22 protein-coding genes are annotated in these 23,189 nt (G+C 72.3%); 8 read left to right on the top strand and 14 right to left on the bottom strand.

The window, feature by feature from the left end; all coding sequences use genetic code 11:
• The first annotated feature begins 255 nt into the window (after positions 1-255).
• On the top strand, positions 256-1,167 hold the full coding sequence (locus LX83_RS15515) for a PfkB family carbohydrate kinase (RefSeq protein ID WP_253772049.1): 912 nt from the start codon (positions 256-258) through the stop codon (positions 1,165-1,167).
• Positions 1,168-1,371: 204 nt separating this feature from the next.
• Here LX83_RS15515 and LX83_RS15510 read toward each other — a convergent pair whose 3' ends face one another.
• The 4 genes from LX83_RS15510 to LX83_RS15495 all read right to left on the bottom strand — a co-directional run bounded on the left by LX83_RS15510 (position 1,372) and on the right by LX83_RS15495 (position 6,275).
• Positions 1,372-1,674, bottom strand: a complete 303-nt coding sequence (locus LX83_RS15510) for a hypothetical protein (protein WP_253771831.1) — start codon at positions 1,672-1,674, stop codon at positions 1,372-1,374.
• A gap of 412 nt (positions 1,675-2,086) precedes the next feature.
• Positions 2,087-2,911: a YceI family protein gene (locus LX83_RS15505; RefSeq protein ID WP_253771829.1), complete on the bottom strand. Its 825-nt coding sequence runs from the start codon at positions 2,909-2,911 to the stop codon at positions 2,087-2,089.
• Positions 2,908-5,718: an MFS transporter gene (locus LX83_RS15500; protein WP_253771826.1), complete on the bottom strand. Its 2,811-nt coding sequence runs from the start codon at positions 5,716-5,718 to the stop codon at positions 2,908-2,910. The genes LX83_RS15505 and LX83_RS15500 overlap by 4 nt, the downstream gene beginning before the upstream one ends.
• Positions 5,715-6,275: a MarR family winged helix-turn-helix transcriptional regulator gene (locus tag LX83_RS15495; protein WP_253771824.1), complete on the bottom strand. Its 561-nt coding sequence runs from the start codon at positions 6,273-6,275 to the stop codon at positions 5,715-5,717. Before LX83_RS15495 ends, LX83_RS15500 begins: the two co-directional genes overlap by 4 nt.
• A gap of 201 nt (positions 6,276-6,476) precedes the next feature.
• On the opposite strand from LX83_RS15495, the gene LX83_RS15490 reads away from it, so the two are divergent.
• Entirely contained in the window at positions 6,477-7,889 is a 1,413-nt protein-coding gene (locus LX83_RS15490; protein ID WP_253771822.1) for an FAD-binding oxidoreductase, read from the top strand.
• 41 nt (positions 7,890-7,930) lie between these two features.
• Here the strand turns inward: LX83_RS15490 and LX83_RS15485 are convergent, their stop codons facing one another.
• Both LX83_RS15485 and LX83_RS15480 read right to left on the bottom strand, forming a co-directional pair.
• On the bottom strand, positions 7,931-9,148 hold the full coding sequence (locus LX83_RS15485; protein ID WP_253771820.1) for an FAD-dependent monooxygenase: 1,218 nt from the start codon (positions 9,146-9,148) through the stop codon (positions 7,931-7,933).
• Positions 9,145-10,545 carry an MFS transporter gene (locus LX83_RS15480; protein ID WP_253771818.1) on the bottom strand — a complete coding sequence of 467 codons (1,401 nt, stop codon included), beginning with the start codon at positions 10,543-10,545 and terminating at the stop codon, positions 9,145-9,147. Before LX83_RS15480 ends, LX83_RS15485 begins: the two co-directional genes overlap by 4 nt.
• 435 nt (positions 10,546-10,980) lie before the next feature.
• Between LX83_RS15480 and LX83_RS15475 the strand changes: the two genes are divergently transcribed.
• Both LX83_RS15475 and LX83_RS15470 read left to right on the top strand, forming a co-directional pair.
• Positions 10,981-12,207: a sensor histidine kinase gene (locus LX83_RS15475; RefSeq protein ID WP_253771816.1), complete on the top strand. Its 1,227-nt coding sequence runs from the start codon at positions 10,981-10,983 to the stop codon at positions 12,205-12,207.
• Between the two features lie 55 nt (positions 12,208-12,262).
• A complete protein-coding gene (locus LX83_RS15470; protein WP_253771814.1) occupies positions 12,263-13,000 on the top strand; it encodes a response regulator in 738 nt (245 codons plus the stop codon).
• A 48-nt stretch (positions 13,001-13,048) separates the two neighbouring features.
• Here the strand turns inward: LX83_RS15470 and LX83_RS15465 are convergent, their stop codons facing one another.
• Positions 13,049-13,510: a MarR family winged helix-turn-helix transcriptional regulator gene (locus LX83_RS15465; RefSeq protein WP_253771812.1), complete on the bottom strand. Its 462-nt coding sequence runs from the start codon at positions 13,508-13,510 to the stop codon at positions 13,049-13,051.
• A gap of 135 nt (positions 13,511-13,645) precedes the next feature.
• On the opposite strand from LX83_RS15465, the gene LX83_RS15460 reads away from it, so the two are divergent.
• A complete protein-coding gene (locus LX83_RS15460) occupies positions 13,646-14,845 on the top strand; it encodes an MFS transporter (RefSeq protein WP_253771810.1) in 1,200 nt (399 codons plus the stop codon).
• Between the two features lie 107 nt (positions 14,846-14,952).
• Here LX83_RS15460 and LX83_RS15455 read toward each other — a convergent pair whose 3' ends face one another.
• The 3 genes from LX83_RS15455 to LX83_RS15445 form a co-directional block, all read right to left on the bottom strand.
• Entirely contained in the window at positions 14,953-15,642 is a 690-nt protein-coding gene (locus LX83_RS15455) for a DedA family protein (RefSeq protein ID WP_253772047.1), read from the bottom strand.
• A gap of 171 nt (positions 15,643-15,813) precedes the next feature.
• The gene (locus LX83_RS15450) at positions 15,814-16,563 is read right to left on the bottom strand and encodes a hypothetical protein (RefSeq protein WP_253771808.1); all 750 of its coding nucleotides are present in this window, start codon (positions 16,561-16,563) and stop codon (positions 15,814-15,816) included.
• Between the two features lie 33 nt (positions 16,564-16,596).
• On the bottom strand, positions 16,597-17,181 hold the full coding sequence (locus LX83_RS15445) for a SigE family RNA polymerase sigma factor (protein ID WP_253771806.1): 585 nt from the start codon (positions 17,179-17,181) through the stop codon (positions 16,597-16,599).
• Positions 17,182-17,374: 193 nt separating this feature from the next.
• Between LX83_RS15445 and LX83_RS15440 the strand changes: the two genes are divergently transcribed.
• On the top strand, positions 17,375-17,665 hold the full coding sequence (locus tag LX83_RS15440; protein ID WP_253771804.1) for a YciI family protein: 291 nt from the start codon (positions 17,375-17,377) through the stop codon (positions 17,663-17,665).
• An 89-nt stretch (positions 17,666-17,754) separates the two neighbouring features.
• Here the strand turns inward: LX83_RS15440 and LX83_RS15435 are convergent, their stop codons facing one another.
• From LX83_RS15435 to LX83_RS15425, 3 genes are all read right to left on the bottom strand, one after another.
• A complete protein-coding gene (locus LX83_RS15435) occupies positions 17,755-18,648 on the bottom strand; it encodes an SDR family oxidoreductase (protein WP_253771802.1) in 894 nt (297 codons plus the stop codon).
• A 132-nt stretch (positions 18,649-18,780) separates the two neighbouring features.
• Positions 18,781-19,713, bottom strand: coding sequence for an aldo/keto reductase (locus LX83_RS15430; RefSeq protein ID WP_253771800.1), 933 nt, complete (start codon positions 19,711-19,713; stop codon positions 18,781-18,783).
• Between the two features lie 87 nt (positions 19,714-19,800).
• Positions 19,801-20,424 carry a TIGR03086 family metal-binding protein gene (locus tag LX83_RS15425; RefSeq protein ID WP_253771798.1) on the bottom strand — a complete coding sequence of 208 codons (624 nt, stop codon included), beginning with the start codon at positions 20,422-20,424 and terminating at the stop codon, positions 19,801-19,803.
• A gap of 312 nt (positions 20,425-20,736) precedes the next feature.
• On the opposite strand from LX83_RS15425, the gene LX83_RS15420 reads away from it, so the two are divergent.
• The gene (locus LX83_RS15420; protein WP_253771796.1) at positions 20,737-21,585 is read left to right on the top strand and encodes an LLM class F420-dependent oxidoreductase; all 849 of its coding nucleotides are present in this window, start codon (positions 20,737-20,739) and stop codon (positions 21,583-21,585) included.
• Positions 21,586-21,618: 33 nt separating this feature from the next.
• On the opposite strand, the gene LX83_RS15415 is transcribed toward LX83_RS15420, so the two are convergent.
• Positions 21,619-21,903: a DUF427 domain-containing protein gene (locus tag LX83_RS15415; RefSeq protein ID WP_253771794.1), complete on the bottom strand. Its 285-nt coding sequence runs from the start codon at positions 21,901-21,903 to the stop codon at positions 21,619-21,621.
• 238 nt (positions 21,904-22,141) lie between these two features.
• Between LX83_RS15415 and fbaA the strand changes: the two genes are divergently transcribed.
• Positions 22,142-23,176 carry a class II fructose-bisphosphate aldolase gene (fbaA, locus tag LX83_RS15410; protein ID WP_253771792.1) on the top strand — a complete coding sequence of 345 codons (1,035 nt, stop codon included), beginning with the start codon at positions 22,142-22,144 and terminating at the stop codon, positions 23,174-23,176.
• Positions 23,177-23,189: the final 13 nt, after the last annotated feature.

The raw sequence follows: 23,189 nt of genomic DNA, 5'->3' as shown, positions 1-23,189 counted from the left end.
ACCGGGCGCGGCGAAACCCGATTTCGGACCGGAAACTGTTTAGCTTCGGCCCGAATGTTGGTGGGCTGCCCGTTCGCGGTCGACTGCGCGCGGTAAAAAGGTGGTGTTTTCGCCCCGCTGGTTTTCCGGTGCGTTCGTCCCGTGCGGCGGACGGGCATTTCGCGCGCGGGAGCTTGCGGCGCTGGCGGGCGTGGGCGAGGCTACGCGTTCGTGTCCAACCACGACGAGCCGGCCGACGCCACGCGCGCACCCCGCGTGGTGCTGGCCGGGCTGTGCACGGTCGACCTGGTGCAGCGGGTGGCCGAGCTGCCCGGCCCGGGCGGCAAGACCCAGTCCACCGGCATGGCCGTGGCCGCGGGCGGCCCGGCCAGCAACGCCGCGGTCACCGTGGCCGCGCTCGGCGGCCACGCCAGGCTGCTCACCGTGCTCGGCCGCCACCCGCTGGCCGAGCTGGCCCGCGCCGATTTGACCCGGCACCGCGTCGAGGTGGTGGACGTGCTGCCCGAGCGGGCTGATCCGCCGCCGGTCAGCGCGGTCGCCGTGCGGGAACGCGACGGCGAGCGCAGCGTGGTCTCGCCCAACGCCGCCGGCGTCGACCTGCCCGCGCCAGTCCTGGCCGGCCTGGCCGACCAGCTGGCCGGGGCGGACGCGGTGCTGCTCGACGGCCACCACCCGGCGCTGGCCGTGGCCGTCGCCTCGGCCGCCCGCGCCCTCGGCGTCCCGGTCGTGCTGGACGCGGGCAGCTGGAAACCGGTGCTGACCGAGCTGCTGCCGCTGGTGGACGTGTGCGCGTGCGCCGAGGGCTTCCGGCTGCCGGAGCACCCGGACGGGCCGGCCACCGAGGCGGCCCTGCACCGGATCGGGATTCCCGTTGTCACCCGGACGGGCGGCCCCGCACCGGTCCGCTGGTCGTGTCGCCGGCCCGGGCCGACAGGTGCCGAACTGGTCAGCGGCTGCTGTCCGGTGCCGGCGGTGACCGCCAGGGACACCCTCGGCGCGGGGGATGTGTGGCACGGCGCGCTCGTCCACGGGGTGGCCCGGCGGCGCGGCGTGCCCGGGCCGGGCGTGCTGCCCGAGCTGGTTCGGGCGGCGAACCAGGTGGCCGCGGTGCGGGTGCGCCGGATCGGGCCCCGGGCCTGGCTGGCCGACCTGCCGGCCCGGCCCTAGCCCGCCGGGCCGGCTCCTGGCCCGGCGGGTGGGCAGAAAAGTGGGCATCCGCCGTGGCCCGGCGAATGCCCTTGTCCAGACAGATGGACTTCTGACTACTTGACTAGTGACTTCTGACTACTCGGGTACCACTGGTCAGCGATCGGTGCCGCTGGTCAGCGGCGAGTGCTGCGCTGGTGACCAGGTGCTCAGCAGCACCTGGGCTCACCGGCCGTGACCGCCGTGGCCGCCGTGCCCGCCGTGGCCGTGGCCGCCGTGCCCACCGTGGTGGCCGTGGCCGCCGTGGTCACGGTGCCCGTAGCGGTCGTGGTGATGCCGGCCGTGGCCGTCGCAGTCGTCCCACCAGCCGCCGTCCCAGCAGTCGTCGTACCAGCTGTGGTGGTAGCCGCAGTCGTTCCCGCCGGCGCTGGCCACGCCGGTGCCCAGGGCACCGCCCACACCGGTCAGCGCCAGTGCGGTGATCCCAGCCGCGGCGGCCATGCGCACCACTCGACGTGACGTGTTCATTTGCTTTCCTCCTCGTTGAGGTCTGCATCTGTACGGATCAGCAGGCAGCGATCATTTCCGGATCTTTGCTCTCTTGATTGTTTTGGATCCGACTGCCTACCGGTGTGACGTCACGACGACGAGTCTAGGGCAATTGGGCCATTGTGCCCAACGCGAGCGCTGGAATTCGCGAGAAAAAATTCGGGCCAGTTAGCTCTGTGTGCGATAGTTTAAATCTTTTACGCGACTGGTTGAACTGTTCGGATTTGTTCTTGTCGGGCACCGACACGATGCCGGCGGGCCGGCCGGCGCGCGGTCCGGACAGCCAGCGGCCCCGGGACCGCGGTGCTGGTCCCGGGGCCGTGCGCACGTCCTCCGGCGGCTCGCCGCCGGCTGGGTCACCGTGCCGGCTGGGGCAAACCGCTGAACTGGGTCAGGCCTCGGGCAGGGCGTCGCCCTGCACGGCCTGGATGTCCAGTTCAACCTTGAGCGTGGTGCCGACGGCGGCGATGCCGGCCCGCACGATCGCGTTGTAGTTGATGGCGAAGTCGTTGCGGTGCAGCCGGGTCTCCGCGTGGAACGCCGCCCTGGTGCCGCCCCACGGGTCCGGGCCGGTGCCCAGGTAGGACAGGTCCAGCACGACCGGCTTGGTCACCCCGTGCAGGGTGAGGTCCCCGCTGAGCGAGTACCGGTCCGGCCCCTGCTGGGTCAACCCGGTGCTGACGAAGTCGATCGTCGGGTACTGGTCGACGTCCAGGAAGTCGGCGCTGCGCAGGTGGTCGTCGCGCATCTTGTTGCCGGTGTCCACGCTGGCCGCCTGGATGGCCGCGCGCACCCCGGAGTGCTCCGCCGGCTGGCCCACCTCGATCTGGCCGCCGAACTCGGTGAACCTGCCCTTCACGCTGGACAGGCCCAGGTGCTGGGCGGTGACCGTGATCGACGAGTGCGCCGGGTCGATGGTCCAGGTGCCCGCGGGCGGCGGCGGGTTGCCGCCGCTGCGGGACAGCGTGACCACACCCAGTGACACGCCGCCACCGGCGGGCACCACGGCGGTGCGGGCGGTGGGCTCGAACCCGGCCGCCGTCAGGATCGCCGTGTAGGTGCCGGCCGGCAGCGGCTCGGTCGCGGTCACCCCGTCGGCGTCGGCCTCGACCCGGGCGACCTGCTGGCCGCGCAGGTCGGTGACGGTGAGCACCGCGTGCTGCACGGCCCACCCGTCACCGGTGCGGACCTGTGCCCGCAACCCCTCAGCGGTCACGCCTCCTCCTCATAACCGAGCCGGACATCGTGCTGACCGTGCTCGCCGGCTGCGATGCGCAACTGGCTGGCCGCTGGAGGGTATCCGCTCGCGATCACGGTGTACTCACCCTCGGGCAGATCGCTGATCACGTACTGCCCGGCGCTGTCGGTCCTGGTCACGCCGACCACGTTGCCGTTGGCGTCGATCACGGTGATCCGGGCGTCCGCCACGGTCAGGCCGCCGTCGGTGTGCGCGACACCGGACAGCCGGGCCCCGCCGACCAGTTCCACGTCCTTGCGGACGTCACCGGTCTCCGGCACCACCACGGTGGCCGCGGCCGGTCGGTAGCCCTCGGCGTTGACCACCAGCGTGTAGAAGCCCGCGCCCAGCTCGGTGAACCGGAAGTCGCCCTCGGCGGTGGTGGCCTGCGCGCCCACCACCTCGCCGTGCGCGTCGGCCAGCGTGACCGTGGCGCCGGCGATCGGGTCGGCCTGCCCGTCCTGCTCGCCGCCGGCCCGGCGCACCGCGCCGTACAGGCCGCTGGAGCCGGCCAGGATCACGTCCACCGTGGTCGGGCCGCCGCCCACCAGCAGGCTGGACGCCTGCGGCTGGTGGCCGGGGGCCGAGGCGATCAGCACGTAGCTGCCCGCGGCCGGGGCGGTCAGCGTGAAGCCGCCGTCGTTGCCGGCGCTGCCCCGGCCCACCTGCCGGCCGACCTGGTCGATCAGGGTGAGCACCGCGCCAGGCACCGGGATGCCGTCCTGCCGGCGCACCGAACCGTGCACCGACTGGCCGCCCGGCTCGGCCGGGGTGGCCGGGGTGGCCGCCCCGGTGGGCGCGGCGGCGCGCAGCACGTCCTGCGCGGCCAGGGAGTGGCCGTTGCGGCTGTGGTTGGCCTCGGACCGGAGGTGGTTGGGGGCGGCGTGCCGGCCGGCGCCGACCAGCTCGGGCGCTGGCTGGGCTGGCTGCTGCAGGTCACCGGTGAACGGCGCCATCCGGCCGGACCCGGCCGGGCTGTCCGCGCCGGCCTCGGCCCGGCTGGCCGCCGCCTGGGCGGTGGGAACCGACGGGGTGGTGCTGGCGGGCTGGGCGGCCGGCGCCTCGGCGCCCTCGGTGGGCGCCAGCGCCTCAGCGCCCTCCATCATGGCCGCCTGCACGCCACTGTGCGTGCGCAGGGGAATCTCCTTGAGGAACAGGCTGAGTACGAAGGCCACGACGGCCACGGCCGCCCCGGCCAGGAACACGGTGTCGATCGAGTCGGCGAACCCGACCAGGAACGGCCTGGCCAGCCGGCTGTCGATCTGCTGGAGGAACGAGGAGTCCTGCAGCACGCCGCCGGCGTCCGAGCCGCCACCACCGGACTGGAGCATGTCCAGCACCGGCTTGTTCACCGGGTCGCGCAGCACCGCCGGGTCGCGCAGCGCCGCCTGGAACTCGGGCGTGGGCACGACGCTCTGGAACGCGTCCCTGATCCGGTCGCCCACCGTGCTGAACAGGATGGACAGGAACACGGCCACGCCGAGCGTGCCGCCCATCTGCCGGAAGAACGTGGTGGACGCGGTGGCCACACCCATGTCGCGGAACGGCACCGCGTTCTGCGCGGCCACGGTCAGGGTCTGCATGCAGCTGCCCAGGCCCAGGCCGAACACCACCATGCACAGCATGGTCTGCCACAGCGGGGTGTCCACGGTGACGTTGTGGAACAGCAGCAGACCGCACACCATCAGCGCGGTGCCGATGATCGGGAAGATCTTGTAGCGGCCGGTGCGCGAGGTGATCTGACCGGAGGTGATGGACGCGGTCATCATGCCGACCATCATCGGCAGCATCAGCAGGCCGGCCGCGGTCGGCGACTCGCCCTTCACGATCTGCAGGTACTGCGGGATCATCGTGATCCCGCCGAACATGCCGAGGCCGATCACCACGCCGAGGACGATCACCATGCTGAACACGCCGTTGCGGAACAGCCGCAGCGGGATCAGCGCCTCGTCCTTCATCAGGAACTCGACGAACACGAAGGCCAGCACGCCCACGGCGCCGATGGCGTAGCAGATCACCGAGCGGTTGCTGTCCCAGCCCCACTCGCGGCCCTGCTCGGCCACGATCAGCAGCGGCACCAGGCCGACGGTCAGGGTGAGCGCGCCCCACCAGTCGATCCGGTGGTCCCGCCGCTGGTGCGGCACGTTCAGCACCTTGGCCACCACGAACAGCGCGACGACCCCGATCGGCACGTTGACCAGGAACACCCAGCGCCAGCCCGTGATGCCGATGATCTCCGACTGGCCGGCGAAGAAGCCGCCGACCACCGGGCCGAGCACGCTGGAGGTGCCGAACACGGCCAGGAAGTAGCCCTGGTACTTGGCCCGCTGCCGGGGCGGCACGATGTCGGCCACGATGGTCAGCGCCAGCGACATCAGACCGCCGGCACCCAGCCCCTGCAGCGCGCGGAACGCGGCCAGCTCGTACATCGACTGGGAGAACGTGCAGGCCAGCGAGCCGATCACGAAGATGGTGATGGCCGAGATGAAGAACGGCTTGCGCCCGTAGATGTCGGACAGCTTGCCGTACAGCGGGGTGGTGATCGTCGAGGTGATCAGGTAGGCCGTGGTGGCCCAGGCCTGCAGGCTCAACCCGTTGAGGTCGTCGGCGATGGTGCGGATCGCGGTGCCGACGATGGTCTGGTCCAGCGCGGCCAGGAACATGCCCAGCATCAGGCCGCTGAGGATGGTGAGGATCTGGCGATGGGTCAGGCCGCCTGGCGCGCTCTGCTCCGACGCTCGTGGTGGCGGTGCCGCCGCCGGACTGTCGACGGTAGAGCGTGTCATCGGCTCTCCCCCTTGGCTGTGCTCGTGCGTAACGTCTTCTCGACCATGGCGCTGCTCTCCAGGTCGCTGTTCAACCGGTCCAACAGCGCGACCAGTTGGGTGCGGTCCGCCTCCGGCCACCAGGCCATCAGCTGGGCCAGTTGCTTGTTGCGCGCCCTGCGGTTCTCGTCGAACACCCGCAGTCCCTGGGGTGTCGCGGCGAGCCGGCACGCCCTGCCGTCCACCGGATCGGCCTGCCGCTCGACCAGCCCGTGCTGGACGAGCCCGCTGACCTGTCTGCTCACCGTGGAGGGGTCGGAGTGCACCAGTTCGGCGAGTGCCGTGGTGCGCTGCGGTCCCTCCTGGACCAGACAGGCGAGCAGCGCGTAGCTGGAACGCTCGATCCCGTCCTTGTGCGCGCCGGCCAGGTGTGCCTTGACCCGGTGGATCAGCCGCACGAACCGGACCAACTCGCGGCCGAGCTGGTCGGCGATGGCGAGTTCGCGTTCCTCGGTGGGCGCAGCGGAAGCGCTGGCTGAAGGCGTCGGACCGACCGGCGTCTGAAAGTTGTCCGCCATGATGGTCTTCCGTGTGAATGTCTTATTTGACCTGTACAACTAGTTGACTAGCACAAGCATGTATCCACGGGGCCGCCTTCTGCAAGCCACCGCGCTGTGAACTCTGTCCCAGATCACTACGGCGTTCGGGGTAGTGCGGCTAGGGTGGCCCGCCTTGTCGGGTACCTCGTGCCGCGGCGTTCACGCGGCTAGCGTGGATCCGTGACGACGACGCACACAGCTCAGCCCGATGACGCGTTGGTGGCCGCGCTGCGCGCGGCGGTGGGTGCGGACGGCGTGCTGACCGACACCGAGGTCACCGCCAGCTACAGCCGGGACATGATGCCGCTGGCCCCGTCCGCCACGCCGGTGGCCGTTGTCCTGCCCAGCAGCACCGAGCAGGTGCGGGCCGTGGTGCGGGCGTGTGCGGCGGCGGGCGTGCCGATCGTGCCCAGGGGCGCCGGCAGCGGGCTGTCCGGCGCGGCCAACGCCGTGGCCGGGTGCGTCGTGCTGGTCACCACCAGGATGAACCAGATCATCGAGGTGGATGCGGACAACCGGCTGGCCGTGGTCGAGCCCGGGGTGGTCAACCTCGACCTGCGCGCGGCCGTGGAGAAGCGCGGCCTGTTCTACCCGCCCGACCCGTCCAGCTACGACTGGTGCACCATCGGCGGCAACCTGTCCACCAACGCCGGCGGCCTGTGCTGCGTGAAGTACGGGGTGACCACCGACTCCGTGCTGGGGCTTGAGGTGGTGCTGGCCGACGGCGAACTGCTGCGCACCGGCCGGCGCACGGTCAAGGGCGTGGCCGGCTACGACCTCACCAAGCTGTTCATCGGCAGCGAGGGCACCCTCGGCGTGATCACCAGGGCCACCCTGGCGCTGCGGCCGCTGCCCCAGGCCCCGGCCACCCTGGTGGCCGCGTTCGACTCCACGGCCGCGGCCGGCGCCGCCGTGGCCACCATCGTGCGCGAGGGCGTGGTGCCGTCGCTGATGGAGATCATGGACCAGACCTCGATCAGCGCGGTCGAGCAGCACCTGAACACCGAACTGGGCGCCGAACCGGGCTGTGCCGCGCTGCTGATCTGCCAGTCCGACAGCGGCGGCGACGCCGGCCGACGGGAGCTGGCCGTGATCGAACAGGTCTGCCGGGACAGCGGCGCCAACCTGGTGCACGCCACCGACGACCTGGCCGAGGGGCGCATGCTGCTGGCCGCGCGCCGGTCCGTGCTCACCGCGCTGGAGGTGTACGGCGCCTGGCTGACCGACGACGTGTGCGTGCCGCGCACCAGGATCGCCGAGCTGATCAGCGGCTGCGAGCGGATCAGCCGGGAGTGCGGCCTGCGCATCGCCGTGGTCGGCCACGCCGGCGACGGCAACATGCACCCCACGATCGTCTACGACCCCACCTCCGAGCGGGAGTTCGCCCGCGCCCGCACGGCGTTCGGCGACATCCTGGCGCTGGGGCTGCGCCTGGGCGGCACCATCACCGGTGAGCACGGGGTCGGCAAGATCAAGCAGGAGTGGCTGGCCAGGGAGATCGGCCCGGTGGGCCTGCGCGTGCACCGCGGCATCAAGGCCGCCCTGGACCCGGACAACCTGTTCAACCCCGGGTCGATGTTCAGCATGTCCTGATGACCTGGTGCTGGCCCGAGGCCCCGGCACCGGCGCCTGGCTCACCTCACGGGCGGGAACTCGGGCAGGGTGAGGGCCGAGTGGGCCGGTCGTGGCGCCGCCGAGGGCATGGCGCTGAGCTGGCGCAGCCGGTCGTTGCGCTGCTCCAGGGCGTGGGCGGTGGTCGGGAACAGGGTGGCGCCGCCCGCGCCGACCAGCGCCTGGTTCACGGCCACGAACTCACGCGTGTCGTGCTCGTAGGCGGCGAAGCCCGCGGTGTGGTCCCGGCCGGCCAGGGAGGCGGCGAGCATGTACGCGCCGACGAGCGCGAGGCTGGTGCCCTGTCCGGTGAGGAACGAGGGCGCGTACGCGGCGTCGCCCACCAGCGCGACCCTGCCGCTGGACCAGCGGGGCATGCGGATCTGGCTGACGCCGTCGAAGAACACGTCGTCCGCCTCGCGCATGGCGGCCAGCACGCCGGGGACCTCCCATCCCGCGTCGGCGAAGACCGCGGCGACGAGATCCCGGTGGGCTCGCGGATCCGCGAACGCGTCGAACGGCGGTTGCGGTGCGGCGAAGGTCAGGAAGGCGTGCACGTCGGCGTCGCCCACGGCGTAGAGCGCCGCGGCCCGGCCCGGGGTGTTCCACATGACGGCCTCGTTGGCGAGCCCGAAGGTGTTGCGCGTGGTGAACACGGCGAAGCAGTAACCGAGGTAGCGGTGGAACCGCTCCTCGGGGCCGAACACCAGCTCCCGGGTGCGCGAGTGCACCCCGTCCGCGCCGAACACCAGGTCGAACGTGCGTTCGACGCCTCCCCGGAAGGTGACGTCGACCCGGTCGCCGGACTGGTCGAGGGCGGCGATGGAGTCGTTGAACAGGAACTCCACGTCGTCCCGGACCGCCGCGTGCAGGGCGTCGGTCAGGTCGCCGCGCCGCACCTCCAGGTCCCGTCCCTCGGCGCCGCCGGTGACGGCGTGCGGGCGGACCGAGGCCACCTCGCCGCCGTCGCCGTCGAGGAAGGTCAGCCGGCGGAGGTCGATGTGCGCGTCCCGCAGCCGGGGCAGGATCCCCATCCGCCGGACGACCTCCAACGCGGTGCCGCGCACGTCGACGGGATAGCCACCGCTGCGCACCGCGCCCGCCCGCTCGACGACCGTGACCGCGTGTCCGCGGCGGGTCAGCCAGTACGCGAGCGCTGGGCCCGCGATGCTGGCCCCGGATATCAGGACCGTGCGCCTCGGCGTCGCACGGACACCCGTCAGCTGGTCGGTGCGGGTCATTCCGCGACTCCCTTGCTCATGGTGCGGGTGACGAACAGGGACAGCGCCGTGACGGCGCCGGCGATGACGAAGCCGGTGACAAAGGCCGACTCGGCGGGCACGTCTGAGCCGGAAGGGGTCCCGGCGGCGAGGAGCGCGCCGCTGAGCTGCGCGCCCACGGCGTAGCCGACCACGCGGGTCACCAGGACCAGGCTGCTGGCGATGCCGGTCTGGTTCGGGGCGGCGGACGTGGCGACGCCGGTCATCATCGCCGTCAAGCACAGGCCGTTGGCCAGCGCGATCAGCGCCTTGCCGAGGACGAGGTGCCAGACCTCGGAGTGCGCGGCCGCCACGGCGATCAGGGCGACGACCAGGATGACGACCCCGACGCTGACCACGGCACGAGAACCGAGCCGCCGCACGCCGATCCCCCCGATCGGCCCGGCCAGTGCCGCGGCCACGGCACCGGGCAGCAGGAAGAAGCCGATCTCGGTGGCGGTGGCCCCGAACCCGTAGTCGACGGCGGCGGTGACCGCGAACAGCTGCGGGACGAGGAAGGCCGCCACCGAGGTGCCGGCGGAGATCAGGAACGTCAGCACGCACGACCTCCACACCGAGGGCCGGGCCAGCATGCGCGGATCGATCATCGGCGCGGCGGCCCGGCGCGCCACGGCCACCCACCCGGCCGCGAAGGCGGCCAGGAGCACGACGAGGGCGCCGAGCACGAGTGGCCGCGCGGCGACGCGGGCGGCCAGCGAGAGCACGAGCATGAGCGTGATCAGCGTCCCGCTCAGGAGAACCAGACCGGGCCAGTCGACCCCGGCGTTGTCCGACCGGTCCGGGGGATCGTGCGGCACCAGCCAGTTCACCAGGACGGTGGCCACGACGACCGCGATCGTCGGCAGCGCGAACATCCAGTGCCGGGACAGCTCTTCGGCCACGGGCCCGGCCATGAGCGTTCCCGCCATCCCGCCACCCACGAACAGCCCGCTGACCACCCCGATGGCCACCTTCGAGTCGCCCTCGGGGAGGTGCTTGCGCACCACGATGAACGACAGCGGCAGGGCGCCCACCATCGCTCCCTGCAGCACCTGGCCGGCCAGCAGCACCGGCAGGTTCGGTGCGGCGGCGGACACCAGACCACCGGTGCAGACCACCGCCATCAACCCGATCAGCACTCGTTTTCCGCCGTGGCGATCGCCGAACCTGCCCGCGATCGGGGTGACGAGCGCGCCGGTGATGAGCAGCACGATGCTCAGCAGCGCCCCGTCGGCCGGACTCATGTCCAGTTCGCGTTGCAGGAGCGGGAGCGTCGGCGTCACCACCGACTCCAGCGCGCCGGTGGCAACGGCCAGCAGGCCGAGGGCCCCGATGGCGGCCTTCCCGATGCCGACCGGGGGAGCCAGCGTTGTGGTCATGGGCGTTCTTCCTGTGGTCGCGCGGCGGGCGCGGAACCGGCTGTGCGCACCGGTGTCGCGCCCGGTGTCGCGCCCGGTGTTCGTCGGCGCGCCTTCCCGCCGCTTGGCCGTCCGACCCGGTGCCGGACGTGTCAGCTGCCAACCCTGTCGTCCACCCCGGTGCCGCACATCGTTCGCCGAGACCGTCTTCGCCTGGTGCGCCCGGACCAGGCCGGCCCGCTCCTGGTGCGGACGCACTATCCGCGCGCGGTGGCCCGCGCCCGGGGTGGCCGTCCCGCTAACCTGATCGCGTGGTGCGGTGGCTGGACGTCGAGGACGAGGCAGGACACCGGCCCGTCCCCCGCTCCGCGATCAGGCAGCCCGTGATCAGGCATCCCGCGATCAGGCAGCGGCACACGGCAGTCCCGTGGCCGCCACCGGCCCGCCTCGCCCGCCGTGGCGAACAGGGGTAGTCCGCTCCCGCCACCGGGCAGGTGGCGGCGGGAGGCAGCGGTCGTCGCGGCGGCGTTCCTGATCTGCCTGCTCGGGGGTGTGCTGCACGTCGACGGCACGGTGGCGCCGCCGCTGCCGCCGGCCTACCTCATCGCCGCGGTGTCGTCGGCGATGCTCCTGGCGCGGCACCGCGCGCCCGTGGCCACCACGATGGCCACCGCCGTGTGCGGCGTGCTCGTCGCGCCACTGGGCCTGCTGCCGAACCCGCTCATCGTGGCCCCCGCCGTCATCAGCGCCTACTCGCTGGCCGTGCGCCGCGACCGGTGGGTGGCGGTCGCGGTCCTGGTCCCGTCGGTCGTGCTGCTGGTCGCCCTGCTCCCCTTCGTCGAGGCCGACTTCTCATGGGAGGACGCGAGCAGGCTGGTGGTCGTGGCCGCGTCACCGCTCGTGGCCGCCGCGTTCGGTCGCTCGACGCGGCACCGGCGGGCCTACCTGGCGGTCGTGGAGGAGCGGGCCCGCCGGGCCGAGGAAAGCCGGGACAGGCAGGCGCGCCAGAAGGTGGCCGAGGAACGGGTCCGCATCGCCCGCGAACTGCACGACCTGGTGGCCCACCAGATCACCCTGGCCAACGCGCAGGCCACCGTCGCCGCCCACTTCTTCGACAGCAACCCGGAGCAGACCCGCACGAGCCTGGCGGAACTGGTCAGGACCACCCGCAACGCCCTCGACGAGCTGCGGGCCACGGTCGGTCTGCTGCGCCAGCCCGACGACGCAGCCGAACCCACCGGCCCGGCGCCCGAGCTGGCGCAGGTCCCCGCGCTGCTGGAGTCCTTCCGCCGCGCGGGCCTGGCGGTGTCGATGCACGAGGACGGCACGGCCAGGCCGCTACCGCCGGCGGTGGACCTCACCGCCTACCGCATCATCCAGGAGGCCCTGACCAACGTGACCAAGCACGCCCCCACCGGTAGCGCCCAGGTGCGCCTCGCCTGGCACCGCGACCACGTGGCCGTCACCGTCACCGACGACGGCGGGGGCTCCCGCACGCAGCCGGAGCGGCCACCCGGCTACGGCCTGATCGGACTGCGTGAACGGGCTACCGCGGTCGGCGGAACCCTCACCGCGGGCGCGCGCGCCCAGGGGGGCTTCGTCGTCGCCGCCCGCCTGCCTCTTCCCGCCGCCGAGAACACGGCCAGGAGAACTGACGGAGCGACCACCAGTGAGGGCGGATGATCCAGCGCGCACCACACGACGGGCAGAACACCGGCGCGGCGACCACGGAAGCGCCGTGACGGCGCTCCGGGTTCTCCTGGTCGACGACCAGGCGCTGCTGCGCGGTGCTTTCCGCACCCTCCTGGACAGCGCCGACGACATCAGCGTGGTCGGCGAGGCGGGCAACGGCAGACAGGCGGTGGCCCTGACCCGCCAGCTGCGCCCGGACGTGGTGATCATGGACATCCGGATGCCCGACGTGGACGGCCTCACCGCCACCTCGGAGATCTGCGCCGATCCGGAGCTGCGGGCCACCCGCGTGCTGATCCTCACCACCTACGAGACCGACGAGTACATCGCACAGGCCCTGCGCGCGGGGGCCAGCGGCTTCATCGGCAAGGGGATCGAGGCCCGGGACCTGCTGAACGCCGTGCGCACGATCGCCGACGGCGAGACCCTGCTGTCCCCGGCCGCGACCCGCTCCCTGGTAGCCCGGTTCCTCGCCACGCCGGACGACCCCGCACCACGCCACCCCGAACGACTCGCCGCGCTCACCCCGCGCGAACGCGAGATGGTCGCGCTGGTCGCGACCGGCCTGTCCAACCGGGAGATCGCTGATCAGCTGTACCTGAGCCCGTTCACCGTCCGCGCCCACGTGCAGCGCGCCATGACCAAGCTGGGGGCACGCGACCGCGCGCAACTCGTGGTCATCGCCTACCAGACCGGTCTGGCCCGCGCCACCTCCCACAGCGCCACCTCCCACAGCGCCACCTCCCCCGGTGCCACCTCCCACGGCGGCACCGACCAGGTGTGACGGCCAGGTGTGCCGTTGTGTTCGGCCGGTCCGGGGTGGCGCTCGTGCTCAGGCCGGGGTGACCGGCTGGGCGGTGAGCTGGGTGACCGCCGCCACCAGCGGGGCCAGTTCGGGCAGCTCGGCGGCGTCGGCCAGGGCTTCGCGCAGGGCGGTGTCGTGCGTGGGCCTGGCCGCGGCGAGCAGGGCGCGGCCCTGTTCGGTGACCTCGGTGTAGATGCCCCTGCGGTCGTCCTCGCACAGGTAGCGCGACAGCCACCCCTGCTTCTCCAGCCGGGCGACCAGTCTGGTCGTGGCGCTCTGGCTGAGCACGACCGCGTTCGCCAGCTGCTGCATCCGCATGTGCCAGCCGGCCTGGCGGGAGAGCACGTCCAGCACGGAGTACTCGCTCACGCTCAGCTCGTGGTTGGTGCGCAGCGCGCGCTCCAGGCGGTCCTCGATCCGCGCGTGCAGGGCCGCCAGGGTCCGCCAGCCCTGGGCGCGCGCCTCGACGGCGTTGTCGGGTAGTGGCACGACTCATACCTCCCGGGATTGCACGCGCGTTCGTTGCGTGCTGCACTAGTGGGCGTCTGCAATATGCGGCGTGTGCAAATAAATCGGACGCCTGTTGTTGTGCACGCCTACCACTACAGTACTCGGAGCACCCTCATGCCTCTGGCCCTCATCGCGCTGGCGATCAGCGCGTTCGGCATCGGCACCACCGAATTCGTGATCATGGGCCTGTTGCCCGAGGTCGCCACCGACCTGAGCGTGTCCATCCCCACCGCGGGCCTGCTGATCTCCGGTTACGCCCTGGGTGTGGTGGTGGGCGCGCCCCTGCTCACCGCACTGGGCTCCCGCCTGCCCCGCAAGACCATGCTGGTCGCGCTGGTCGCCCTGTTCATCGCCGGCAACCTGCTGTCCGCGCTGGCCCCCGGCTACGGCCTGCTGATGGCCGGCCGGATCGTGGCCGCCCTGTCGCACGGCGCGTTCTTCGGCGTCGGCTCGGTCGTGGCCACCAGCCTGGTCGCCGCCGACAAGCAGGCCAGGGCCATCGCCCTGATGTTCACCGGCCTCACCGTCGCCAACGTGCTCGGCGTGCCCATGGGCACCGCGCTCGGCCAACACCTGGGCTGGCGCTCCACGTTCTGGGCGGTCACCGCGCTCGGCGTGGTCAGCCTGGTCGGCATCCTCACCCTGGTGCCGGCCCAGCCCCTGGACCGCAGCGGCGGCCTGCGCCGGGAACTGGCCGTGTTCCGCCGCCCGCAGGTGTGGCTCGCCCTGGCCATGACCACGCTCGGCTTCGGCGGCGTGTTCGCCTCGTTCAGCTACGTCGCGCCGATGATGACCGAGGTCGCCGGCTTCTCCAGCGGCGCGGTGACCTGGCTGCTGGTGCTGTTCGGGGTCGGCCTGTTCGCCGGCAACCTGCTCGGCGGCCGGCTGGCCGACCGGCGGCTGATGCCCAGCCTGGCCGTGATCCTGGCGGTGCTCACCGGTGTGCTGGTGGTGTTCGTGTTCACCGCGCACTCGGCCGTGCTCGCCGCGATCACCCTGCTGGTGTTCGGCGCCGCCGGCTTCGCCACGGTGCCGCCGCTGCAGACCCGGGTGATGGAGCAGGCCGCCGGCGCCCCGGCACTGGCCTCGGCCGCCAACATCGCCGCGTTCAACCTGGGCAACGCCGGTGGCTCGTTCCTCGGTGGACTGGCCATCGACGCCGGGCTCGGCTACACCGCGCCCAACTGGGTCGGTGCCGCCCTGGCCGCGGCCGGCCTCGCGGTCACCGTGCTCTCCGGCCTGCTCGACCGGCGCCGGCGGGTCGGCAGGCGCCCGGTCGCGGCGCACCCCGTGACCACGTCCGCCGCGGCCTGAACCGGCCGCGCGCAGCAGAACGCCCGGCTGGCCTGGTGGGGCCAGCCGGGCGTTGGGCACAGCCGATCCGGTCGCGCGGGTGGTGCGGGGGAGAGCGCCCGGGGCGGTCAGGGCTGCACGCGGTCGATCCGCTGGGTGACCTCGTTCGCGTTCTCCACCAGGTTGTCGGTCCGGGCGGCGGCCACCTTCTTCTCCTTGCGGGAGCGCAGCACCTCGAACACGATCGGGATGACCGAGACGAGCACGATGAGCACCAGGATCATCTCGACGTTGCCGCGCACGAACTCGATCTGCCCCAGGAAGTAGCCCAGCACGGTCACGCCCGCGGCCCAGGCCAGGCCACCCACGGCCGAGTAGGTGAAGTACTTCTTCGGGTCCATCCGGCCGACACCGGCCATAGCGGTGATGAACGTCCGCACAATGGGCACGAACCGCGCCATGACGATGGCACGCGAACCGTACTTGTCAAAGAATTCGTGCGTCTTGTCGACGTACTCCTTCTTGAACAACTTCGAGTCGGGCTTGCTGAACAGCGAGGGCCCGGCCTTGTAGCCGATCCAGTAACCCGCGACGTTGCCGGCGAACGCGCACAGCGTCAGCACGGCCGCCACCAGCCACAGCGGCGTCGAGATGTAGCCGTTGGCCACGAACAGCCCCGCGGTGAACAGCAGGGAGTCGCCAGGCAGGAAGAAGCCGACGAGCAGGCCGCACTCGGCGAACACGATGAGCGCCAGGCCCAGCAGCACGTAGGGGCCGAGTCCGCGCAGAATGCCTTCCGCGCTGAGCCAACTCGGCATGATCGAGGCAAGTGTGGAAGTGGTGAACGCGACCGTCACGCGGACCAAGGTACAGGGCACACCTGTTAACGGCCTTTGGGCAACCGCGTTCACCACATGCGGTCACGGCCGGTGATTCCGGCTGTCACCAGCGGTGTTTTCGGTTGTGCCGGTGCGGAATTGTTCGTCCGATCAGAGCAGCGTGATCAGTCCGGCCACGGTTCCGGCGGCCAGCCCGAGCAGGACGGCCAGCGCCAGGAGCCAGACCGCGCTCAGCCGGGGCCCGAGACCGGCGGCGGGCCCGGCCTCGGCGGTCGGGGCCGGTGGCGGAGGGGCCTGCGGCGGGGTGAGCCCGTCGTCGTCATCGTGGCCGCCGTGACCGGACAGCAGCCCGTAGCCGAAGCTCGCCAGCTCGGCCACGGACGGGGCCACGCCGCCGGCCGGGTAGTCCGCGTCGCCGAGCGGCTCCAGCCCGCCGGCCGGCGCCCCGCCCGCCACCGGCCCGGTGGGCACCGTCCCCGAACCGCCGGTGCTGGCCGGCCCGGCCGAGGCGGCCGAGGGACCCGGGCCGGATTCCTCGGACTCGCCGACGTCCTCGGGGGCCTCGGCGTCCTCGGGCTCGACGGGATCACCGGCCGCCTCCCCGGCGGACCCGAGACCGGAAGACACCGGATCAGACGTCGCGACCCCGCCGGAACCAGCGGCACCCGTGCCGGTATCCGTGCCGGCATCGGCGTCGGCGTCGGTGTCGGTGTCGGTGTCGGCGTCGAACTCGGCGTCGGTGGCACCGGTCGGGTCAGCCCCGGCCCGAGCCGTGGTGCCCGGCGGTTCCGACGCGGCACGCGACAGCAGCCCGCCCATGCCGGCCGCCGCCGGCATGCACATGCCAGCGGCCTGCGCTCGGAGTGCCTCGGCCAGCAGCCGTTCCGGGTCCTTGCTCACGATCGCGACGCTAGCCGACAACCGGTTCGTGGCTCAGCGGCCCGCCATGATCTTCTGCAACGCGTCCAGCGCCCGGCTGGCCGTTGACTTCACCGTGCCCTTGGAGATGCCGGTGGCCTCGGCGATCTCCGCCTCGGACAGGTCGCCGTAGTAGCGCAGCACCAGGACCTCGCGCTGGCGCGGCGGCAGCTTGGTCAGCGCGGCGACCACGGCCTGGTGCTCCGCGGTGAGCATGGCCAGGCTCTCGGCCGACCGGGCGTTCACCACGTGCGGTGGCGTGTAGTCGCGGGCGGTCTTGCGGCGCCGCAGCACGCTGCGCGAGCCGTTCACCACGGCGGTGCGCAGGTAGCCGAGCGCGGCCTGGGCGTCCCGCAGCCCGCTCCAGTTGCGGTGCAGACCGGTGAACGCCTCCTGCACCACGTCCTCGGCCGTGGCCGGCTCGTCCACCAGCAGCAGGGCCAGGCGGACCAGCCGCATCCGGTGCTGCCGGTACAGGTCCTCCAGGGTCAGCGGGCCGGTGGGGGCCGGCGGCTTGCCGTCGAGCGCGCGGAGTTGGGTGAGCGTGTTCTCCACGCTCTGTCCGACGCCACTACCCGTGTTCCACTGCTGCCCCACCACAGTGATGACCGTACCCAACGGGCCGGCGCGTGGATCGTGTGGACGGCACGCCGCTGTTGGGCCGAACGGCGGCGCCGACGGCGGCCGAACGGCCGCCCCCGCCCCGTCTCCGATGCTGGGAATCCACGGACCTGGGGCCGCCGCGCAGTAGCGTCAGCGGCGTTGCCGTCCGGCGTGTGCGAGGAGGAGACAGATGGCCCGCTATGCGGTGCTGTTGGAGTTCGGCGAGAACACCGCGGAGCGGCTGGCCGTGCGGCCGGCCCACCGCGAGTACCTGGGTGGCCTGGTTGAGCAGGGGAAACTCCTGCTGTCCGGGCCGTGGGCGGATGACACCGGTGCGCTGCTGGTCTACGAGACCGCTGACGAGGCGGAGCTGCGCGCCCTGCTGGCGGCCGACCCGTACACGGCGGCCAACGTTGTCGCGCGCACCGAGATCCGGGAGTGGAACCTGGTCCTCGGCAGCTGGTTGGCGGCGATCGGCTGACGCGCGGCCGGGGCCGTTCGGACCAGCACCCGGCCACCCACCGGCCGGGCTAACGATTAGGTCGCGAAAAGCAACCGGTCGCGAACGCCTCAGCTCGCGGCGGCCCCGCCCGGTCCGACCGGGCGGGAGGACGCCTCGGCGCCGCGCGCGGACACGTCGGCCACGGCCGCCCGGTCCATGGCCGGGACACCGCGCGCGGCCACCAGGTCGACCAGCCCGGCCAGCGCGCCGCGCAGCAGCTTGACGCCGCCCACCCAGCCGGGCACGTGCACGGCGCGCGCCCGCCGGCTGATCGCCCGCACCAGGGCCTCGCCGACCATGCCCACCGGGTAGGTGCGGCCGGCCGGACCGGGCAGCCGGCGGCGCGCCGAGCCGAACACCGGGTGCTGGTCGGCGGCGGTGACCATGTCCGTGGCGATCCAGGAGAAGTAGCCGACGCCCACGGCCACCCCCAGGTGCCTGACCTCGGTGCGCAGGCAGTCGGCGAACGCCTCGCACCCGGCCTTGCTGGCCGCGTAGGCGGCCATGCCCGGCGCGTGCTGGATGGCGGCCAGCGAGGACACCACCAGGCAGTAGCCCCTGCTGGCGATCAGGTGCGGCAGGCAGGTGCGCACCGTGCGCCACACGCCGAGCAGGTTGACCTCGACAGTGCGCTCGAACGCGGCCGGGTCCACCGACCGGACCAGGCCGGTGGCCGCGATGCCGGCGTTGGCGACCACCACGTCGATCCCGCCGAAGTGCTCGGCCGCGGCGCTGACCACCCGCTCCAGCGCGGCCCAGTCGGTGACGTCGGCCTCCCACGCCCTGGCCGCCGGCCCGCACAGCGCGGCGACCCGGTCCAGTTGCGCGCCCTCCAGGCCGACCAGGGCCAGCTTGGCGCCCTGCCGGGCCAGCCGCTGCGCGAGGTCGGCGCCGATGCCCCGGGCCGCCCCGGTGACCAGCACGACCTTGCCGGCGAGGGCCGTGGCCCCGCGTCCACCCATCGCGACCTCCCCGGTGCTCGGATCTCCACGCTGAGTACCCGAGACATCACGGTATCGAACCCTACCGGCGGTAAGCTACTGGCAAGTTCAGCAAACGCCGGTCCGGTCCGGGACGGGGCTGGGGCGGTGGGCTCAGCCGGCCGCGGTCAGCCGGGCCACCTCGGTGTCGGTCAGGGTCAGCTCGGCCACCGGCAGCAGGTCGGTGAGCTGGTCGATGGAGCGGGCGCTGGCGATGGGGGCCACCACCGTGGGCTGGGCGCGCAGCCAGGCCAGGGCGACCGCGGCGACCGTGGTGTGGTGGTCGGCGGCGATCTCGTCCAGCACGGTGAGCACGCGCAGGCCGCGCTCGTTCAGGTAGGCCGTGGCGCCCTCCGCCCTCGGGCTGTCCACAGTGGAGCTTCCCGGCCGGTACTTGCCGGTCAGGAAGCCCTTGGCCAGGGCGTAGTAGGGCAGGGTGGCCAGGCCTTCCTTGGCGACCAGGTCGGCCAGTGGGCCTTCGAAGTGCTCGCGTTCGACCAGGTTGTAGTGCGGTTGGATGGCGGCGTAGCGGGTGAGGCCGTCGCGGTCGGCGATGGCCAGGGCCTGGGCCAGTCGGTCGGCGGTGTAGTTGGACGCGGCGATGTGGCGGACCTTGCCGGCGCGGACGAGTTCGTCGAACGCGGCGAGGGTTTCTTCCAGTGGGGTGTCGGGGTCGTCGCTGTGGGCGTAGTACAGGTCGATGTGGTCGGTGCGCAGTCGGCGCAGGGAGTCCTCGGCGGCGGCCTTGATGTTGGCGGCGCTCAGGCCGGGGCGCTGGGGCCACCGGCCGACCTTGGTGGCGATCACGATGTGGTCGCGGTTGCCCCGGGCGGCCATCCAGTTGCCGAGCACGGTCTCGGATTCGCCGCCGGAGTTGCCGGGGACCCAGGCCGAGTAGGCGTCGGCGGTGTCGATGAAGTTGCCGCCGGCTTCGGCGTAGGTGTCGAGCACGGCGAAGGAGGTCTGCTCGTCGGCTGTCCAGCCGAAGACGTTGCCGCCGAGGTTGAGGGGGAAGACGTCCAGATCGGTACTGCCTAGTTTCGCCATACGGCGAAACTACTCCCGGCCCGGTGCACTCCGCGGGGACGGCGTGACCGGGATCAACATCCGGGATTGTGGCGGGTTCCGCGGTCGTCAGGCGGGGAGTTGGTCGGGGAGTTGGCCGGGCGGGGTCCAGTTCGGGTCGCGCCCGATGAAGCCGAGCAGCCGGTCCTGGAGCGGCGCGTCCTCGGCGACCGGGACCTCCGGGCCGAACACCTCCACGCCCGGGCCGAACGCGCCCGGTGTCCGGTACTTGGCCATCAGCTCGGCCGGCACGGCCGCGTTGGCCGCCCAGAGCCGGGCGACGTCCTCGGGTGGCATGGTGTCGTCCTGCCCGGTGGCGCGGGCCAGGTCCCAGCCGTGCAGCACGAGGTCGTTGGTGAGGACCCCGTCGATCTGCCGCTCGACCGTCATCCGGCCGGCGGGGGTGTCGCACTCGGTGCCGGCCAGTTCTGGATCGTCGAGCACGGCCGCCACCTCGGCGCGGGCCAGCCGGAAGGCCCCCAGCGGGTCGTCCCGCACGGCCGGTTCGGGGTGGAGCGTGCGGCCCGCTGGCCGCAGCACGTGCCCGTGCATGTCGAGGAGGTGGCCGACCACGTCCCGCGCGGTCCACGCCGCGCACGGCGACGGGTTGGCCCACTGGTCGTCCCGCACGCCCGCGATCGTGCGTTCGACGACATCGGCGCACCTGCGGTAGCGCTGGGCGATCTCGGTCATGGTGACGGCTCCGATCGGGTGGTCGAGGCGGCTGGAAAGCCCGTGGCGGCACCGGGCCCGGTGTGCTGTCCGAGGTACCCGAGGATAGCCGGAATCGAACAGAAGTTCGATGGGGGAACGGGGATCGCCTCGGGCACCGAGGTGCGGTGCTCCCGGGTTCGCCGCGGCTGGTTGCGGGAATCCGGAACGGGCGGGGGTGCGGCGCTGCCGGTGGGTGCGGTGACGGGGCCAGGATCAGGGGTCGGGAGCCGGGAGCAAAAACCGGGGACGCGGTGTTGTCCGGTGCGCCAGTGTTGTTCGAAGGGAGACGAAATGGCTGTGGACGTGGGCAGGGTCGGGGTGTGGGCGACTGGTCCGCACTGGGGTGGTTCCGCCGGTCAGGAGGCCGTGGCCGAGCTGGAGGAGCTGGGCTACGGCGCGTTCTGGCTGGGCGGCTCGCCCAGCGGTGACCTGCGGCAGGTGGCGGAGCTGCTGGCGGCGACCAAGGCGATGCCGGTGGCCACGGGCATCGTCAACGTGTGGCAGGACGCCGCCGACGTGGTGGCCGCCTCCTACAACCGGGTCGTCGCCAACCACCCCAACCGGTTCCTGCTCGGCATCGGCGCCGGCCACCCGCAGGCGACCGCCGAGTACACCCGCCCCTACGACAAGCTGGTGAACTACCTGGACACGCTGGACGCGGCCGACCCGCCGGTGCCAGCCGACCACCGGGTGCTCGCGGCGCTCGGGCCCAAGGTGCTGCACCTGGCCAGCCAGCGCACCGCCGGCGCCCACCCCTACCTGGTGAACCCGGAGCACACCCACCGGGCCAGGACCGTGCTCGGCCCGGAGCCGCTGCTGGCACCGGAGCAGAAGGTGGTGCTGGAGACCGACCCGGACCGGGCACGGGCGATCGCCCGCGCCGGCGTGGCCATGTACCTGGCGCTGACCAACTACACCAACAACTTCCGCCGGCTCGGCTACACCGACGAGGACTTCGCCGACGGCGGCAGCGACCGGCTGATCGACGGCCTGGTCGCCTGGGGCGACGAGGCGGCCGTGCTGGCCCGGATCAGCGAGCACCACCAGGCCGGCGCCGACCACGTGGCCATCCAGGTGCTGACCGAGGACGGCAACGCGCTGGCGCCGCTGCGGCGGATCGCCAACGCGTTGTTCACCTGATCCCCAGGACGCGTGCCCGGACCCCGCCGCGGCTCAGTCGGTGATCTCCACACCCCGCCAGAAGGCCACGTGGTTCTTGATCTCGGCGGCGGCCGGCTTGGGGTCCGGGTAGTACCAGGCGGCGTCGGTGTTCTCCGCGCCGTTCACGTGCACGGTGTAGTAGCTGGCCTCACCCTTCCAGGGGCAGGTGGTGTGCGTGTCGGACGGGCGCAGCAGCGGCATGCGCACCGAGTCCGGTGGGAAGTAGTGGTTGCCCTCCACCACCACGGTGTGCTCGCTCTCGGCCAGGACTTCACCGTTCCAACGTGCGATCGCCATGACTCCAGTGTGCGCCCGCGCCCGGGTCGGTGCGGCGAGTGATCGGGAAACCGGTAAATCACCTGCCCGAGGGAGCGGCACGGCCGGTCCTCGGCGGCCGGGCTTTCGGTGTTGTGCCTGGTGTGGTTGGTGTGGGGGAACACCGCCGCCGCCGTGTGACCGGGGTGACTCCCCGCCTCGTAGGATGGTTCGGACACGGCCGTGCGCCAGTCTTGCGGGCACCTGAGGAGGACGACCGATGCCCATCGCCACCCCCGAGGTCTACGCCGAGATGCTTGACCGCGCCAAGGCGAACGAGTTCGCCTACCCCGCGATCAACGTGACCTCGTCGGAGACGCTCAACGCGGCCCTGCGCGGCTTCGCCGAGGCCGAGAGCGACGGGATCATCCAGGTCTCGACCGGCGGTGCCGAGTTCCTCTCCGGCACCAAGGTCAAGGACATGGTCACCGGCGCTGTCGCCCTGGCCGAGTTCGCCAAGGTGGTCGCCGAGAAGTACCCGGTCAACATCGCCCTGCACACCGACCACTGCCCCAAGGACAAGCTGGACGGCTTCGTCCGCCCGCTGCTGGCCATCAGCCAGGACCGGGTCGCCCGGGGCGAGAACCCGCTGTTCCAGTCGCACATGTGGGACGGCTCGGCCGTGCCGATCGACGAGAACCTCCGGATCGCCGCGGAACTGCTGGAGCAGGCCGCCAAGGCGAAGATCATCCTGGAGGTGGAGATCGGCGTGGTCGGCGGCGAGGAGGACGGCGTCGCCAACGAGATCAACGAGAAGCTGTACACCACCGGCGAGGACTACCTGAAGACCCTGGAGGCGCTGGGTTCCGGGGAGCGGGGCCGGTACCTGCTCGCCGCGACCTTCGGCAACGTGCACGGCGTGTACAAGCCGGGCAACGTCAAGCTGCGCCCCGAGGTGCTCAAGCAGGGCCAGGACGTGGTCGCCGAGAAGCTGGGCCTGCCGGCCGGCAGCAAGCCCTTCGAGCTGGTGTTCCACGGCGGCTCCGGCTCGCTGCTGGAGGAGATCCACGAGGCGGTCTCCTACGGCGTGGTGAAGATGAACATCGACACCGACACCCAGTACGCGTTCACCCGGCCCGTCGCCGGCCACATGTTCAGCAACTACGACGGCGTGCTCAAGATCGACGGCGAGGTCGGCAACAAGAAGGCCTACGACCCGCGCAGCTACCTCAAGGCCGCCGAGCAGAGCATGGCCGCCCGGGTCACCCAGGCGTGCGAGCACCTGAAGTCGGCCGGCCGCATGATCGCCGGCTGACGGCCGACAGGCA

This window comes from Goodfellowiella coeruleoviolacea (assembly GCF_024171785.1).
Lineage (GTDB): Bacteria > Actinomycetota > Actinomycetes > Mycobacteriales > Pseudonocardiaceae > Goodfellowiella > Goodfellowiella coeruleoviolacea.
Note: the sequence above shows the minus strand (reverse complement) of the source record. Positions and strands in the feature narration are given on the sequence as shown.